This is a genomic window from Rugosibacter aromaticivorans, from assembly GCF_000934545.1.
GTDB classification, from domain to species: domain Bacteria; phylum Pseudomonadota; class Gammaproteobacteria; order Burkholderiales; family Rhodocyclaceae; genus Rugosibacter; species Rugosibacter aromaticivorans.
The window spans coordinates 1,768,658-1,784,446 of sequence record NZ_CP010554.1 but is presented as its reverse complement, the minus strand read 5'-3'; the positions used below and the strand labels follow the sequence as shown (position 1 = coordinate 1,784,446).

13 protein-coding genes are annotated in these 15,789 nt (G+C 53.1%); all 13 read left to right on the top strand.

Annotated elements, in window-relative coordinates; translation table 11 throughout:
- Positions 1–22 precede the first annotated feature (22 nt).
- The 13 genes from gyrA to rfaD all read left to right on the top strand — a co-directional run bounded on the left by gyrA (position 23) and on the right by rfaD (position 15,781).
- Positions 23–2,623, top strand: coding sequence for a DNA gyrase subunit A (gyrA, locus tag PG1C_RS08875; protein ID WP_202634453.1), 2,601 nt, complete (start codon positions 23–25; stop codon positions 2,621–2,623).
- Between the two features lie 8 nt (positions 2,624–2,631).
- A complete protein-coding gene (gene serC / locus PG1C_RS08870; RefSeq protein ID WP_202634452.1) occupies positions 2,632–3,726 on the top strand; it encodes a 3-phosphoserine/phosphohydroxythreonine transaminase in 1,095 nt (364 codons plus the stop codon).
- A 4-nt stretch (positions 3,727–3,730) separates the two neighbouring features.
- A complete protein-coding gene (locus PG1C_RS08865) occupies positions 3,731–4,924 on the top strand; it encodes a phosphoglycerate dehydrogenase (RefSeq protein WP_202634451.1) in 1,194 nt (397 codons plus the stop codon).
- A complete protein-coding gene (gene pheA, locus PG1C_RS08860; RefSeq protein ID WP_202634450.1) occupies positions 4,917–5,996 on the top strand; it encodes a prephenate dehydratase in 1,080 nt (359 codons plus the stop codon). The genes PG1C_RS08865 and pheA overlap by 8 nt, the downstream gene beginning before the upstream one ends.
- A 30-nt stretch (positions 5,997–6,026) precedes the next feature.
- Positions 6,027–7,121: a histidinol-phosphate transaminase gene (gene hisC, locus PG1C_RS08855; RefSeq protein WP_202634449.1), complete on the top strand. Its 1,095-nt coding sequence runs from the start codon at positions 6,027–6,029 to the stop codon at positions 7,119–7,121.
- A complete protein-coding gene (locus tag PG1C_RS08850) occupies positions 7,118–7,999 on the top strand; it encodes a prephenate dehydrogenase (protein ID WP_284431747.1) in 882 nt (293 codons plus the stop codon). Before hisC ends, PG1C_RS08850 begins: the two co-directional genes overlap by 4 nt.
- Positions 7,999–9,993 (top strand): bifunctional 3-phosphoshikimate 1-carboxyvinyltransferase/cytidylate kinase, encoded by a 1,995-nt coding sequence (locus PG1C_RS08845; RefSeq protein WP_202634448.1) that lies wholly within the window; start codon positions 7,999–8,001, stop codon positions 9,991–9,993. Before PG1C_RS08850 ends, PG1C_RS08845 begins: the two co-directional genes overlap by 1 nt.
- Positions 9,994–10,144: 151 nt before the next feature.
- A complete protein-coding gene (gene rpsA / locus PG1C_RS08840) occupies positions 10,145–11,851 on the top strand; it encodes a 30S ribosomal protein S1 (protein WP_237218120.1) in 1,707 nt (568 codons plus the stop codon).
- Between the two features lie 12 nt (positions 11,852–11,863).
- Positions 11,864–12,166: an integration host factor subunit beta gene (locus tag PG1C_RS08835; protein WP_202634447.1), complete on the top strand. Its 303-nt coding sequence runs from the start codon at positions 11,864–11,866 to the stop codon at positions 12,164–12,166.
- Between the two features lie 86 nt (positions 12,167–12,252).
- Entirely contained in the window at positions 12,253–12,492 is a 240-nt protein-coding gene (locus tag PG1C_RS08830; RefSeq protein WP_202634446.1) for a lipopolysaccharide assembly protein LapA domain-containing protein, read from the top strand.
- 4 nt (positions 12,493–12,496) lie between these two features.
- The gene (gene lapB, locus PG1C_RS08825; RefSeq protein ID WP_202634445.1) at positions 12,497–13,672 is read left to right on the top strand and encodes a lipopolysaccharide assembly protein LapB; all 1,176 of its coding nucleotides are present in this window, start codon (positions 12,497–12,499) and stop codon (positions 13,670–13,672) included.
- A 151-nt stretch (positions 13,673–13,823) separates the two neighbouring features.
- On the top strand, positions 13,824–14,774 hold the full coding sequence (rfaE1, locus tag PG1C_RS08820; RefSeq protein ID WP_202634444.1) for a D-glycero-beta-D-manno-heptose-7-phosphate kinase: 951 nt from the start codon (positions 13,824–13,826) through the stop codon (positions 14,772–14,774).
- 20 nt (positions 14,775–14,794) lie between these two features.
- Positions 14,795–15,781 (top strand): ADP-glyceromanno-heptose 6-epimerase, encoded by a 987-nt coding sequence (rfaD, locus tag PG1C_RS08815; protein WP_202634443.1) that lies wholly within the window; start codon positions 14,795–14,797, stop codon positions 15,779–15,781.
- The last annotated feature ends 8 nt before the right edge of the window (positions 15,782–15,789 follow it).

Sequence of the window (15,789 nt, the reverse complement as noted above, 5' to 3'; positions counted from 1 at the left end):
TTTTCTGGTTAAGGCCGCCGACATGACTTCGTTCGCAAAAGAAACTTTACCCATCAGCCTGGAAGAGGAGATGCGTCACTCTTATCTCGATTACGCTATGAGCGTGATTGTGGGCCGGGCGCTGCCGGATGTGCGCGATGGGCTCAAGCCGGTGCATCGTCGTGTGTTGTTCGCTATGCACGAACTCTCCAACGATTGGAACAGGGCGTATAAGAAGTCGGCGCGTATCGTCGGTGATGTGATCGGTAAATATCATCCCCATGGTGATACAGCCGTTTATGACACGATCGTGCGTATGGCGCAGAATTTTTCACTGCGCTACATGCTGGTCGACGGGCAAGGTAACTTTGGTTCAGTTGATGGTGACAATGCCGCTGCCATGCGATACACCGAGGTGCGCATGGCACGCATTGGTCACGAATTGCTCATCGATATTGACAAGGAAACAGTTGATTTCGGTCCCAACTATGACGGTTCAGAGCAAGAGCCTCTGGTACTTCCGGCACGCATCCCCAATCTGCTGATTAATGGTTCGTCAGGCATTGCCGTTGGGATGGCGACCAATATTCCGCCGCATAATCTTAACGAAGTGGTTGAGGCTTGCCTGGCTTTGCTGGCGAATCCCGCATTGACGATAGATGAGCTGATCACCGTCATACCAGCGCCGGATTTTCCCACTGCGGCTTTGATTTATGGCGTTTCCGGTGTGCGCGATGGCTACATGACGGGACGTGGTCGGGTGATCATGCGTGCGCGCACCCACATTGAAGAAATTGAGCGTAGTGGTCGGCAGGCCATTATTGTTGATGAGCTCCCTTATCAAGTTAACAAAAAGACGCTACAGGAAAAAATTGCCGAGCTAGTGCATGAGAAGAAAATAGAAGGCATCGCGCATATTCAGGATGAGTCTGATAAGTCTGGTATGCGCTTGGTGATCGAGTTAAAGCGTGGTGAAGTGCCAGAGGTGGTATTGAATCATCTCTATAAGCAGACTCAGCTGCAAGATACGTTCGGCATGAATATGGTGGCTCTGGTCGATGGTCGGCCACGACTGCTCAATTTGAAAGAGATGCTGGAGTGCTTCCTTAATCATCGGCGCGAAGTGGTTACGCGGCGCACGGTGTTCGAGTTGCGCAAGGCGCGTGAGCGTGGGCACATTCTTGAAGGTTTGGCTGTTGCCTTATCGAATGTGGATGAAATCATTGCGCTCATCAAGGCAGCACAGACCCCGGCTGAGGCCAAGCGTGGTTTGATGGGCCGTGTCTGGCGCTCTACGCTCGTTGAGGGCATGCTGGAACGCACGGCTGCGGAAGCTTCACGGCCCGATGGCCTGGCGCCTGAATTTGGTATGTCTCCAGAAGGCTATCTCTTGTCGGATGTGCAGGCACAGGCGATTCTTGAGCTTCGTCTGCAACGATTGACCGGTCTTGAACAGGATAAAATTGTCAGCGAGTATCGCGAGGTGATGGCGCAGATTGTAGATTTGCTCGATATTCTTGCTCGCCCTGAACGGATAACTGCCATTATTGGCGAAGAGCTGGCCGCGATAAAAACGCAATATGGTGACGCCCGGCGTTCCGAGATTGTCTTTGATACCGCAGATATCAGCCTGGAAGATTTGATTGTGCGTGAGGATATGGTCGTTACCCTGTCGCATTCCGGCTATATCAAGCGTCAACCGCTGGCGGATTACCGGGCGCAAAAACGCGGCGGGCGGGGTAAGCAAGCGGCTGCGGTCAAGGATGACGATTTTGTGGACCGTTTATTTGTTGCAAATACCCACGATTACATTTTGTGTTTTTCTAGCCGTGGCCGCGTGTATTGGCTGAAGGTTTATGAGGCGCCGGAAGGCACGCGTACCTCGCGTGGCAAACCGATCATTAATCTGTTCCCGCTTGAAAAAGACGAAAAAATTACGGCGATCCTGCCGGTGAAGGAGTTTGACGAGCAGCATTTCATCTTCATGGCAACCGCCAGAGGCACAGTCAAGAAGACGCCGCTGACCAGTTTTGCGAATCCTCGCAAGGCCGGCATTATCGCGGTGGGCCTGGATGAGGGGGACCATCTCATTGGGGTGTCCATTACCAATGGGCAATGCGATGTGATGCTGTTCTCTGACGCAGGCAAAGCCGTCCGTTTTGACGAAGAAGATGTTCGCCCCATGGGGCGCGAAGCGCGCGGTGTGCGGGGCATGATGCTCGAAGACGGGCAGCGCGTGATATCGATGCTGGTCGCTGACAGTGAGGAGTGGTCAGTCTTGACGGCAACAGAAAACGGTTACGGAAAACGTACCCCAATTGCCGAGTACACGCGCCATGGGCGTGGCACTAAAGGCATGATCGCCATTCAAACCTCAGAACGTAACGGGCGCGTTGTTGCTGCTGTTCTGGCCGCCTTGGGCGAAACACGCGAAGAGATTATGTTGATCTCTACCGGCGGTGTGTTGATCCGTACGCCGGTAAATGATATTCGCGTCATGGGGCGTTCTACCCAGGGCGTGACTTTGATTAATCTAGATCAAGGAACCTATCTTGCCGGTCTTGAAAAAGTTGTCGAGACTGAAGAGATCGACGATGACGTCATCTCTTCAGAGGATCCAGAGCAACCAGAAGCGGAGGCATAAGTACCACCATGGCACGACTATTTAACTTTAGCGCTGGCCCGGCTGCCTTGCCCGAGGCCGTTCTCAGACAAGCTGCAGAAGAAATGCTGGACTGGCATGGCAGTGGCCAATCGGTCATGGAAATGAGTCACCGTGGCAAGGAATACATGGGAATCCATGCGCAGGCAGAAGCTGATCTGCGTGAGCTTCTAGCCATACCGGCCAACTACAAAGTGTTATTTTTGCAGGGGGGCGCTACGCTGCAGTTCGAGATGATTCCCATCAATCTGTTGCGCGGCAAGGCCAGTGCGGATTATGTGAACACCGGTGAATGGGCCAAAAAGGCCATTAAGGAAGCCAAGCGTTTGGGCCGGGTCAATGTGGTGGCTTCCAGCGAGGATGCGAATTTTTCCTACGCTCCGGCTTTAGCCGATTGGAAGCTCGACCCTAATGCCGCCTATGTGCACTACACCGCGAACGAAACCATTGGTGGCGTGGAGTTTCACTGGGTGCCGGATTTATCCGGTTTGCCAGGCAATGTACCGCTCGTCTGCGACATGTCTTCTAACATCCTGTCGCAACCAGTCGATATTAGTAAATATGGTCTTATTTACGCGGGTGCGCAGAAGAATATCGGTCCCGCAGGGCTCACGCTGGTTATCGTGCGTGAAGATCTGATCGGTCAAGCTGTGCCGCAACCACAAACCATGCTCGACTATAAAACGCATGCGGACAACGACTCCATGTATAACACGCCGCCTACTTATGCCATTTACATTGCCGGCTTGGTGTTCCAATGGCTTAAGCGGCAGGGTGGTTTGACGGCAATGCAGAAGATCAATGCTGAGAAAGCAGGCATCCTTTACGACTATCTTGATCGCAGTTCGTTTTACAGTAATCCTGTTCGCATCGAAGACCGATCACTGATGAATGTCCCCTTTACGTTGAAAGATGCTGCGTTAGATGATGCTTTTATCAAAGGCGCACAAGCTCAGGGCATGGTTCAATTAAAGGGGCACCGCTCGGTGGGTGGAATGCGCGCTTCCATTTACAACGCCATGCCGATTGAGGGCGTTAAAAAATTAGTCGCTTACATGGAAGAATTTGCAATCACTCACGGGTGATGTGATGGCTGACCCCTACAGAATTCTGCTGCTGAACCAGATTTCTGCCTCAGGCCTTAAGTGCCTGCCGGAAGCTCGTTATCTTGCGGGTAAAGAGATCAATGAGCCGGATGCGATTCTCGTTCGCTCTGCTGATATGCACGCGATGACGATTCCCACCAGCGTACGGGCAGTTGGTCGTGCGGGTGCAGGCACCAATAACATCCCGGTCAAACTATTAAGTTCGCGCGGGGTACCGGTGTTTAACGCACCGGGCGCAAATGCCAATGCGGTAAAAGAACTGGTTATCGCGGGGATGCTTCTTGCTGCAAGAAACCTATCTGAAGCGCTCCATTTTGTTGCCATGCTTGATCCATTCGATACGGAAATGGAAAAAAAGGTTGAGGATGGCAAGCGGCTTTACTCAGGCTTTGAATTAGCTGGAAAAACATTGGGCGTCGTTGGCTTGGGCAAGGTCGGTTGCCTGGTAGCTGACGCTGCAATCAAGTTGGGTATGCATGTGCTGGGTTTTGATCCGGAAATTACCGTGGATGCTGCCTGGAACCTTCCTGCTCAGGTAAAAAAAGCGAACAGTGTTAGCGAGGTGTTGCGGCAGGCAAATTTTGTAACCCTGCATATTCCACTGATCGAAGCGACGAGTCATCTGATCAATTCAGACAATATCGGTAGCATGAAGCAAGGCGCCGTGTTACTTAATTTTTCGCGTGCGGGTATTGTTGATGAAGCAGCTGTTGTTGCGGCCTTGAAAGAGAAAAGGCTGGGGCATTACGTGTGTGATTTTCCGTCGGCTGTTGTTAATAGAAGTACGGGCGTTATTGCTTTACCGCATCTGGGTGCCTCAACGCGTGAGGCGGAAGAAAATTGTGCCGTGATGGTGACTAATCAATTAGTTGACTTTCTCGAGCATGGCAATGTGATCAATGCGGTTAACTTCCCCAACGTTAGTATGCCGCGTGAATCGAGCGACCGAATTGCGATTGCTAATGCCAATGTGCCTAATATGGTGGGTCAGATTTCAACAGCTTTGGCAGAGGCCAAGCTGAATATTCATAATATGGTGAATAAGTCGCGCGGTGAAATGGCGTACACCTTGGTGGATGTGGATAGCACGGTCAAGCCCAGCGTGATTGATGCGATCCGCAAAATTGAAGGCGTGCTTGATGTGCGGTATTTGCCATTGGAGGGCATGCATGGCTGATGCAGAGCAGGAATTAAAGAAACTGCGCGAAGGGGTTGATGCGCTGGATACTGAGTTGTTGCGTCTTGTTAACGCGCGGGCAAAAATTGCCCAGCGCATAGGGAAACTTAAACAGGGGGCGATTTATCGGCCAGAACGTGAAGCACAGGTCTTGCGCCGTGTGGCTGAATCCAATCCCGGCCCACTCACCGCAATCGCAGCCCAGCGCATTGTGCGTGAAGTGATGTCCGCATGCTTGGCGTTGGAACAGCCGCTGACCGTTGCCTATCTTGGCCCTGCTGGAACGTATTCTGAAGCAGCGGCACTCAAGCATTTTGGCGCTGCGCCGACGTTTTTACCTTGCCCTTCGATTGATGAAATTTTTCGTGCTGTTCTGGCAGGCACAGTGCACTATGGCGTCGTGCCAGTGGAAAATTCAACAGAAGGGGCGATTGTCCGCACACTGGATTTGCTGCTTTCATCCCCTCTTATGATTTGCGGTGAAATTAACTTAGCCATTCATCATCAGTTGATAGGCCATGCTGGGCTGGATACGGCAACGCATGTGTATTCTCACGCCCAGTCATTGGCGCAATGTCACGAGTGGTTAAATCGTCATCTGCCCGCAGCTGCACGCGTCGCTGTCGCCAGTAATGCCGAGGCAGCGCGGCTCGCTACACAGGAAAAAAACGCCTTAGCTATCGCGGGGGAGAAGGCCGCTGAGTTATATGCGCTACCCATTCTTGTGGCCAATATTGAAGACGACCCAAGCAATACGACACGCTTCGTTGTCATTGCAGAACACGATGCAGGGCCGTCAGGAAATGATCGAACCTCGCTGGTATGTTCGGCAAAAAATCAATCCGGTGCGGTGTATCACCTGTTGGCACCGCTGGCAGAACAAGGGGTTTCGATGACTCGCTTTGAGTCGCGCCCGGCACGCAGTTGGGGCGGCAAGCGTTGGGAGTATGTCTTTTACCTTGATATTGATGGCCATCAACAAGATACAGCGGTGGCTCAAGCCCTTGAAGCGCTTGAGCAGCGGGCTGATTTCGTTAAACGGCTGGGTTCCTACCCTAAAGCTGTTTATTAGTCTTCCATTAGCTTTTTTTAGATTCCGATCATGAGCATTGCTTCGCACGCACTTCCTTATATTCGTAGTATTTCACCCTATGTTCCAGGTAAGCCGATTACCCAGTTGTCGCGTGAAATGGGTATCCCGCCGGAAAAAATCATCAAACTAGCTTCCAATGAGAATCCGCTGGGCATGAGCCCGCTGGCACGGCGGGCAATCGAAGCGGCGCTGGCCGGTGCCGAGCGCTACCCGGATCAGTTCGAGTTGATTACCGCGCTGGCTGAGCGTCACGGTGTGGCGGCGGAGCAGATTGTGCTGGGCAATGGCTCGAATGACCTGCTTGATCTGGTGGCGCGGGTTTTTCTCTCTGCCGGGCGTTCCAGTGTGGCGGCGGAATATGCGTTTGCCATTTATGAACTGGTCACAGATATTACCGGTGCCGAGACGATCATTGCACCGGCGCGCCATTATGGACATGACCCAGCGACGATGCTGGCTGCCATTCGGCCGGATGCGCGCGTGCTGTGGATCGCCAATCCGAACAATCCGACCGGCACGTTTTTGCCATATGCTGATTTGCGCACGTTTATCGAGCGCATTCCTCCGCATGTTGTGGTGGTGCTTGATGAGGCTTATAGCGAGTATCTGCTGCCGACGGAGCGGGTTGAGAGCATTGCCTGGATCAGGGATTTCCCGAATCTGGTGGTGACTCGTACGTTCTCCAAAATCTACGGGCTGGCCGGTTTGCGCGTGGGCTATGCGGTGGCGCAGGCCGAGGTCGCTGATCTGATGAATCGTGTGCGCCAGCCATTCAATGTCGGTAATCTGGGGCTGGCCGCCGCGCTGGCTGCGCTGGACGATCATCTGTTTCTTGCTGAAAGTTACACACTTAATCGACAGGGCATGGAGCAGCTCATCAGCGGGTTGAAGCAACTTGGTTTGGAACATATTCCATCGCATGGCAATTTCATCACAGTTGCCGTGGCTGATGGCGCGGCAATCAATCATAGTCTGCTCAAGGAAGGTGTGATTGTGCGCCCCCTGGGTGGCTATGGCATGCCCAATCATTTGCGGGTGACCATCGGTCGCGAAACGGAAAACCGGCGCTTTCTTGCGGCGCTTGAAAAAGCCCTGCACGCATGATGCTGAAAAAAGTCGTTGTCTGCGGTGTAGGCTTGATCGGCGGCTCGTTTGCGCTGGCGCTCAAGGCAGCGGGCGCTGTGGGTGAAGTGGTTGGTCTTGGCCGCACGCAGGCCTCATTGGCTGCGGCGCAACAGCGCGGTGTGATCGATCGCATCGCCAGCGATTGGGCTGATGCCTTGCATGATGCCGATTTGGTGTTTCTGGCCATGCCGGTTGGGCAAGTCGCCTCTGTTTTGGTATCGATGGCACCTTATTTGTCATCAACAACGGTCATCACTGATGGCGGCAGTACCAAGGTGGATGTGGCGCTCGCCGCTCGTCAAGCGCTTGGCGCGCAGTGCGCGCAGTTTGTGCCGGGCCACCCGATTGCCGGCGCAGAAAAAAGCGGTGTCGCAGCGGCCAGGGCGGATCTTTTTTATCAAAAACGTGTCGTGTTAACCCCGCTGGCGGAAAACACCGAAGCGCACATCGCCTTGGTCGAGCATGTATGGCAAGCCTGTGGTGCAGAGGTTTCCCGGCTGGATGCGGAAGACCATGATCGAGTGTTCGCCGCCGTTAGCCATTTGCCGCACTTCCTGGCGTTTGCCCTGGTCCATGAATTTGCCCAGCGCGCCGACTCTGCTCAGTTGTTTGGTTTTGCAGCCGGTGGCTTTCGTGATTTCACGCGCATCGCCAGCAGCCATCCCGAGATGTGGCGCGATATCTGTTTGGCCAATCGATCGGCCCTTTTAGTCGAACTGGATGCCTACATGGTGGAATTAATGCGCGCCCGCGTGCTGCTAGCCGGAGCGGATGCCGAGGGTTTGCAAGCCATGTTCGACACAGCCCGCACGCGGCGAGATGCGTGGCTCGACGGCCTCACGCCCCCAGGAGAATAATGGATACGCTAGTTTTGCCGCCGTTGCACACAGCGTCGGGCTGCGTGCGGCTGCCTGGCTCCAAAAGTATTTCCAACCGCATGTTGTTGTTGGCCGCGCTGGCCGAAGGAACAACGGAAATTCATGATGTGCTGGTTGCCGATGACACGCAGGTGATGTTGTCTGCGCTGCAAAAACTCGGCGTTGGCATGACGGCGATCGATGATCATACGTGGCGTATCAAGGGCTGTGGCGGCGATTTCCCTGTTGCAGAGGCGGATTTATTCATGGGCAATGCCGGAACAGTGATTCGTCCGCTGACGGCGGCGCTGGCCTTGTCAGGCGGGCACTATCGTCTCAGCGGTGTACCACGCATGCATGAGCGCCCGATTGGTGATTTAGTCGATGGCTTGCGCCAGATCGGTGCGGATGTCCGCTATACCGGCGAGGCAGGCTTTCCGCCGCTGGAAATTTTCCCGGTGACCATTCAACTGGCGCAACCCATTCGCCTGCGCGGCGATGTTTCCTCGCAGTTTCTCAGTGCCTTATTGATGGCTTTGCCACTCAGCGGCCAGGCAGCGGTGATTGAAATCACCACGGAGTTGATTTCTCAACCCTATGTCGAGATCACGCTCAATCTCATGGCCCGCTTTGGCGTCAAGGTGCAACGCGAAGGCTGGCAGCGCTTTATCCTCCTGGCCGGGCAACGCTATCGCAGCCCCGGCGTGTTGCATGTTGAGGGGGACGCCTCTTCCGCATCGTATTTTCTGGCCGCGGGTTTGCTCGGAGGTGGTCCGGTGCGCGTGGAAGGCGTCGGTAAAAACAGTATCCAGGGCGATGTTCAATTTGCCTACGCGCTGGAATCCCTCGGTGCACACATCGTGTGGGGCGAGAATTTTATTGAGGCTAAAGCAGAATCAAGCGCTGCAGAAAAAATCAAAGCCTTTGATTTGGATCTGAATCACATTCCCGATGCAGCCATGACGCTGGCCGTGTGCGCCTTATTTGCCGATGGTCGCTGTGTGCTGCGCAATATTGGCTCCTGGCGTGTGAAAGAAACCGATCGCATCACGGCAATGGCCACCGAATTACGCAAACTGGGTGCCGTTGTCGAGACAGGGGGCGACTGGCTTGCCATATCACCAGCGCCAGCGCTATGCTTGCCCTGCACACCCTTCGGGGCGCCTTCGGGAACTTTTCGGCGCAATGTGGCCATTGATACTTATGATGATCATCGCATGGCAATGTGTTTTTCGCTGGCGGCATTCGCCGGCGTGTCCATTATCATTAACGACCCGGGCTGTGTGCGCAAAACATTTCCGGGTTATTTTGCTGCGTTGGCCGAAATTTCGGCGCCTGTCATTGCGCTTGATGGCCCCTCAGCTTCTGGCAAAGGGACGGTCGCCTCGATGGTAGCGGCGCAGCTGGGCTATCACTATCTGGATAGTGGGGCACTTTATCGGCTCACCGCGCTGGCGGCGCTTCGCGCAGGCGTTGCGCTGGATGATGCCCCCCGAGTAGCCGCGCTAGCAGCGGCGTTGCCTGCACGGTTTGAAAACGGACGCGTGTTCCTGAATGAGGATGATGTCACCGATGCGATTCGCACCGAAGAAGCCTCTGCCGGCGCCTCGCGCGTGGCTGTGCTGGCTGATGTGCGCGCGGCTTTGCTGGCCCGTCAGCGGGCATGGCGGCGCTTCCCGGGATTGGTGGCGGATGGGCGTGATATGGGCTCGGTGGTCTTTCCGTCAGCCACCGTAAAGGTGTTCCTTACTGCCTCAGCCGAGGCGCGGGCAGAGCGGCGTTATAAACAGTTGATCGAAAAGGGCTCAGCTGCTAATATGCCTGCCCTTTTGCACGATTTACAAGCGCGGGATGAACGCGATGCTCAACGGAGCGAAGCACCTCTTCGTCAATGTGAAGATGCCTTGCAGGTGGATACTACCCTGATGGACATTGCAGAAGCGGTAAATGCAGTGATGGCTATTGTGGAAGAAAAGTTGCCTGATGCTGTGTAGTCCTTGTTTTAAATGTATTTTTTCGTTAAGTAAATGCTGTTGTTAGCCTTTAGTTGTATCCCCAACGTGCTGGCAGGACTAACCGTTTAGCCAGTGAAGAGAAACCAACCTGTCACGTGAGTGACAAAATACCTGTAAGGTCCCAAACCCTATGTCAACTACTGCTATTGCCGAAAATTCACCGATGGAAAGCTTTGCCGCATTATTTGAGGAAAGCCTCCAGCGCCAGGAAATGCGTGCCGGTGAAGTGATTACGGCTGAGGTGATTCGCCTCGATCAAAATTTTGTCATTGTTAACGCCGGTCTCAAGTCGGAAAGCGCGATCGCTATTGAAGAGTTTCAAAACGAACGTGGTGAGCTTGAAGTCACTCCGGGCGATTTCATTCAAGTGGCGATTGAAATGCTTGAAGATGGCTACGGCGCGACGCGCTTGTCCCGTGAAAAAGCCAAGCGCATTTCTGCCTGGAATGATCTGGACAAGGCATTGACCGACGGTACGCTGGTCAAGGGTTTCGTTAGCGGTAAAGTCAAAGGTGGCCTCACGGTCATGGTAAATGGCATTCGTGCCTTTTTGCCGGGCTCGCTGGTGGATACCCGCCCCGTCAAAGACACTACGCCGTTTGAAGGCAAAGAATTCGAATTTAAAGTCATCAAGCTCGATCGCAAACGTAATAACGTGGTGGTTTCCCGCCGTGCGGTGATGGAAGCGAGCATGGGTGAAGATCGTCAGCAACTGCTGGAAGTGCTCAAAGAAGGCACCATCATCAAGGGCATCGTCAAGAACATCACGGATTACGGTGCGTTTGTGGATCTCGGCGGTATTGATGGCCTGCTGCACATTACCGATTTGGCCTGGCGTCGCGTGCGTCACCCGAGCGAAGTGATCAATGTCGGCGATGAAGTGACCGCCAAAGTGCTCAAGTTTGATCAAGAGAAAAATCGCGTGAGCCTGGGCATGAAGCAGTTGGGTGAAGATCCATGGGTGGGAATTGCACGTCGTTACCCAGCCACGACACGCCTCTTCGGTAACGTCACCAACTTGACTGACTACGGTGCTTTTGTGGAAATCGAGCAGGGTATTGAAGGCTTGGTGCATGTTTCAGAAATGGACTGGACCAACAAGAATATTCACCCGACCAAAGTTGTTCAGTTAGGTGATGAAGTCGAAGTCATGATTCTTGAGATTGATGAAGAGCGTCGCCGCATCTCATTGGGCATGAAGCAGTGCATTCCCAATCCATGGGAAGATTTTGAGATGAATCACAAGAAGGGCGATAAGGTCAAAGGCCTGATCAAATCAATTACTGATTTTGGCGTGTTTATCGGTCTGCCCGGCGGTATTGATGGCTTGATTCATCTCTCCGATCTCTCCTGGTCGACACCTGGTGAAGAAGCCAAGCAAAACTTCAAGAAGGGTGATGAGCTCGAAGCCGTGGTGTTGGCTATCGATGTCGAAAAAGAGCGAATTTCTCTGGGCGTTAAACAGCTCGATGGCGATCCATTCACCAGCTTTGTGGCAACCCACGATAAGAGCAGCATGGTCACGGGCCCGGTGAAGAGTGTTGATCAACGCGGTGCGGTGATTGATCTGGGTGATGATGTCGAAGGTTATCTGCGCGTGTCTGAATTTTCGCGTGAGCGCACAGAAGACATGACGCAGCATCTGAAAGTGGGCGATGTGGTAGAAGCAATGATTATTAACGTGGATCGCAAGACACGTTCAATTAATCTATCAATCAAAGCCAAGGATCAGGCTGAGCAGTCACATGCAATTCAGAAGCTGGCCTCGGAAAGTGCAGGCAATGCCGGCACGACCAGTCTGGGCGCTTTGCTTAAAGCCAAGCTCAAGCAGCAATAATCCGCTGCTATCATGACTAAATCGGAACTCATCAACCGGTTGGCGGATCGCTTTCCGCAGTTAGGGGCGAAAGATGCGGATTACGCGGTCAAAGTTCTGCTCGATGCGCTCTCTGCGGCTCTGGTCCGCGGAGAGCGCATTGAAGTCCGTGGGTTTGGTAGTTTTTCACTGAACTATCGTCCACCGCGGATTGGTCGCAACCCAAAGTCGGGTGAGAAGGTTAATGTACCTGAAAAATACGTGCCTCACTTCAAAGCCGGTAAAGAGTTGCGGGAGCGGGTTGATCTTGGGCTAACAAAGCCGTCAAGGTCGTGAATTTCACTGCAAAGGTGTATAAAAGCGGCACCTGGTCACAGGTGCCGCTTTTCATTCTGCTGCTTACACATGTTGCCTGACTGATCATGATGCCGACTTTATTTCGATTTTTCCTGTGGGTGTTTCGCGCCATTCTTTTTTTTGGTCTGCTGGGCTTGGCAATCAAAAATAGCGGGACGATGTTGCTGCGATTTTTTTTTGGTCAAGAATGGACTGCGCCCATTCCGCTCGTCATTCTGGCTTTTTTTACGCTAGGTGTTGCTGTTGGGTTAACTGCGGCAATCAGCTTATCGCGCCAGCGCAAACCTAAAGTAAACGCCGAATAAAACCATGGAAATTGAGCTTTGGTGGTTACTCGCGATACCCGGATTTTTTGTGCTCGGCTGGATTGCTGCGCGTATTGATATTAAACAGCTGGTCAATGAGTCGCGGGCTTTGCCGCACTCTTACTTCAAAGGGCTGAATTTTCTTCTCAACGAACAACCTGATCAAGCGATCGAAGCCTTTATCGAAGCGGCACGGGTTGATCCGGAAACGATCGAACTGCACTTTACGTTAGGCAGCTTATTCCGCCGTCGTGGCGAGACGGATCGCGCTATTCGTATGCATCAGCATCTGATTGATCGAGATGCGCTGGATCCATCGCAGCGCTTGCATGCGCTGTCTGAACTTGGGCAGGATTATCTCAAAGCGGGTTTGCTGGATCGTGCCGAAGAGATTTTTCTCAAGTTGCGGGGAACAGAGCGCGACGAAGAAGCACTTAAAAATTTGCTGGAAATTTATCAACAGGAAAAAGAGTGGAAGAAGGCCATTGAGATCGCAGAGGCTTTGCCTAATCATGCTGACCATCTGTGGCAAAAGGCGGTTGCTGAATTTCACTGTGAAATGGCCGCCAATGCCTTAGTCGGTGGCCAGGTTGATGAAGCGCGGCGTCTGTTACAGACTGCGCTTACCCGTAACCGAAAATGCGTTCGTGCGCTTTTGTTGTTAGGCGATAGTGAAGTAAAAGTCGGCGCTGGTGAGACGGCGATCGACTACTGGAAACGCATCGAACAGTACAACCCGATGTATGTCGGGTTGGTGGCAGATCGTCTGATGGCGGCGTACACCCAACTGGGGCGCAAGGCCGATGGCGTTGCGTTGCTGCGTGCCTGGCTTGAGCGTCACCCCTCACTTGACTTGCTCGAGGTTGTATTAAGAGCGGAAATTGAAGAAGGGCATATCGAAGCGGCCTATCAGCTTGTGCGGGATGAGCTGCGACGCAACCCCACCCTGCTTGGGCTGGAAAAATTTCTTGAGGCGCAGATACTGGTTTCACCCGAAGTTCGTCGCCCGGATCTGGAGCTGGTTAAGCACTTGATTCATAACCACACACGGCGGGTGGCACGTTATCGTTGTGACGTCTGTGGTTTTAAAGCGCGTCAGTTTTATTGGCGCTGCCCGGGGTGTGGCGGTTGGGAAACTTACCCGCCTAAACGAACAGAAGAATTTGATATCACGCTTTAACGCATGAAAATCCGTACCCATTTGCAAACATCTATCCGCCATGTGAACCGTTTGGTTTACGCCTTACCCCTTACCGAACGGAATGCGTTTTGCCGCCTGACAGGGGTGTGCTTTAACGCGGTTCTTCCTTATCACCTTCAATGGGCTGCTTATGAATAATTCATTGCCTGATACCGCTGCAGCACGTGTTCTCATTGTGGGTGATGTCATGCTCGACCGTTACTGGTTTGGTGAGGTATCCCGCATTTCCCCCGAGGCCCCTGTACCCGTCGTGAAAGTTGAAAAAAGTGAAGAGCGTCCCGGTGGCGCGGCTAACGTGGCGAGGAATTGCGCGGCGCTTGGTGCCAAGGTTTTTTTGCTCTCCGTTGTTGGCGCAGATGAAGCGGGCAAAACCCTTGCGCGATTGATGTCTGACGCCAACATCGAATCCAGTTTGCATGAAGACCCTGGTCTGAATACCACCGTCAAACTGCGCGTGATCGGTCGGCAGCAACAGCTATTGCGCATTGACTTTGAAAACACACCGGATCACGAAGTGCTCCGCGCCAAGCTGGCTGATTTCAGCGCGCGGCTTGCAGATTGCGATGTGGTGATTTTGTCTGACTACGGCAAAGGCGGCTTGACGCACATTACGGAAATGATTCAGCGTGCAAAGGATACGGGTAAGCCCGTGCTCGTTGATCCCAAAGGTGACGACTACGCGCGCTATGCAGGCGCCACGTTGCTTACACCCAATCGTGCAGAACTGCGTGAGGTAACCGGCAAATGGCAAAATGAAGCCGAGCTTGTCGTCAAGGCGCAGCAGTTGCGTGAATCGCTTGATCTAACGGCCTTGCTGGTCACCCGTAGCGAAGAAGGCATGACCTTATTTTCAGCGGATGGTGTTCGTCACGAAGCCGCCGTTGCGCGTGAAGTTTATGATGTCAGCGGTGCGGGTGATACTGTTATCGCCACCCTGGCTGTGATGCTGGCAAGTGGCTTGCCGCTCGACCAGGCGCTATTCCTGGCTAATCGCGCAGCCGGTGTGGTGGTGGGCAAGTTGGGCACCGCAACGTGTTCGCTGGATGAATTAAAACAAAGCGCTTTAGAAGTAACGCGCTAACCAAACCATAGAGGTTGCTTATGTACTACATCGTTACTGGCGCGTGTGGATTTATCGGCGCTAATCTGGTCAAAGCGCTCAATGAGCGTGGTATCACTGAGATTATCGCCGTCGATAACCTTGCCCAGGCCGATAAATTCAGCAATCTCACGGATTGCGAAATTGCCGACTATCTTGATCAACAAGAGTTTATCGACATGATTACCCATGGCCACTTTGATGGGCATCTCGAAGCGGTTTTGCATCAAGGTGCCTGTTCAGACACCATGGAAACCGATGGCCGTTACATGATGGCCAATAATTATCGCTATTCATTGTCTCTGCTGAATCACTGCCAAGAACAGGAAGTGCCCTTCCTCTATGCGTCTTCCGCTTCTGTTTATGGGGGCGGCAATGTCTTCCGTGAACAACGTGAGTTTGAGGCGCCGCTGAATGTTTACGGATATTCAAAATTTCTGTTTGATCAAGTCGTACGCCGCCGTCTTGCCAGCGCCGAGGCGCAAATTACCGGCTTTCGTTATTTCAACGTGTATGGCCCGCGCGAGCAACATAAGGGGCGTATGGCCTCGGTGGCTTTTCATCACTTCAATCAATATCGCAGCCAAGGTAAAGTCAAACTGTTTGAAGGCTTTGACGGATACGCTAATGGTGAGCAGAAACGTGATTTTGTGTATGTGGCCGATGTCGTCCACGTTAATATGGCGTTTCTTGAAAGTGGCGTTTCCGGCATTTACAACCTGGGTACCGGGCGCGCGCAAAGCTTCAATGAACTAGCGGTAGCTACTGTTAATGCCTGCCGTGCCCTGGATGGATTACCCGCTTTGCCACTTGCTGAACTGGTGGCGCAGGGCACCATTGAATACGTTGCCTTTCCTGACGCATTAAAGGGTAAATACCAGAGCTTTACCGAGGCGGATCTCACACAGTTACGCCGTGCAGGCTATGAGAATGAGTTTGCGGAAGTCGCTGAAGGCATTATCGATTATATTCGCTGGCTGAATCAATGAACGGTCTG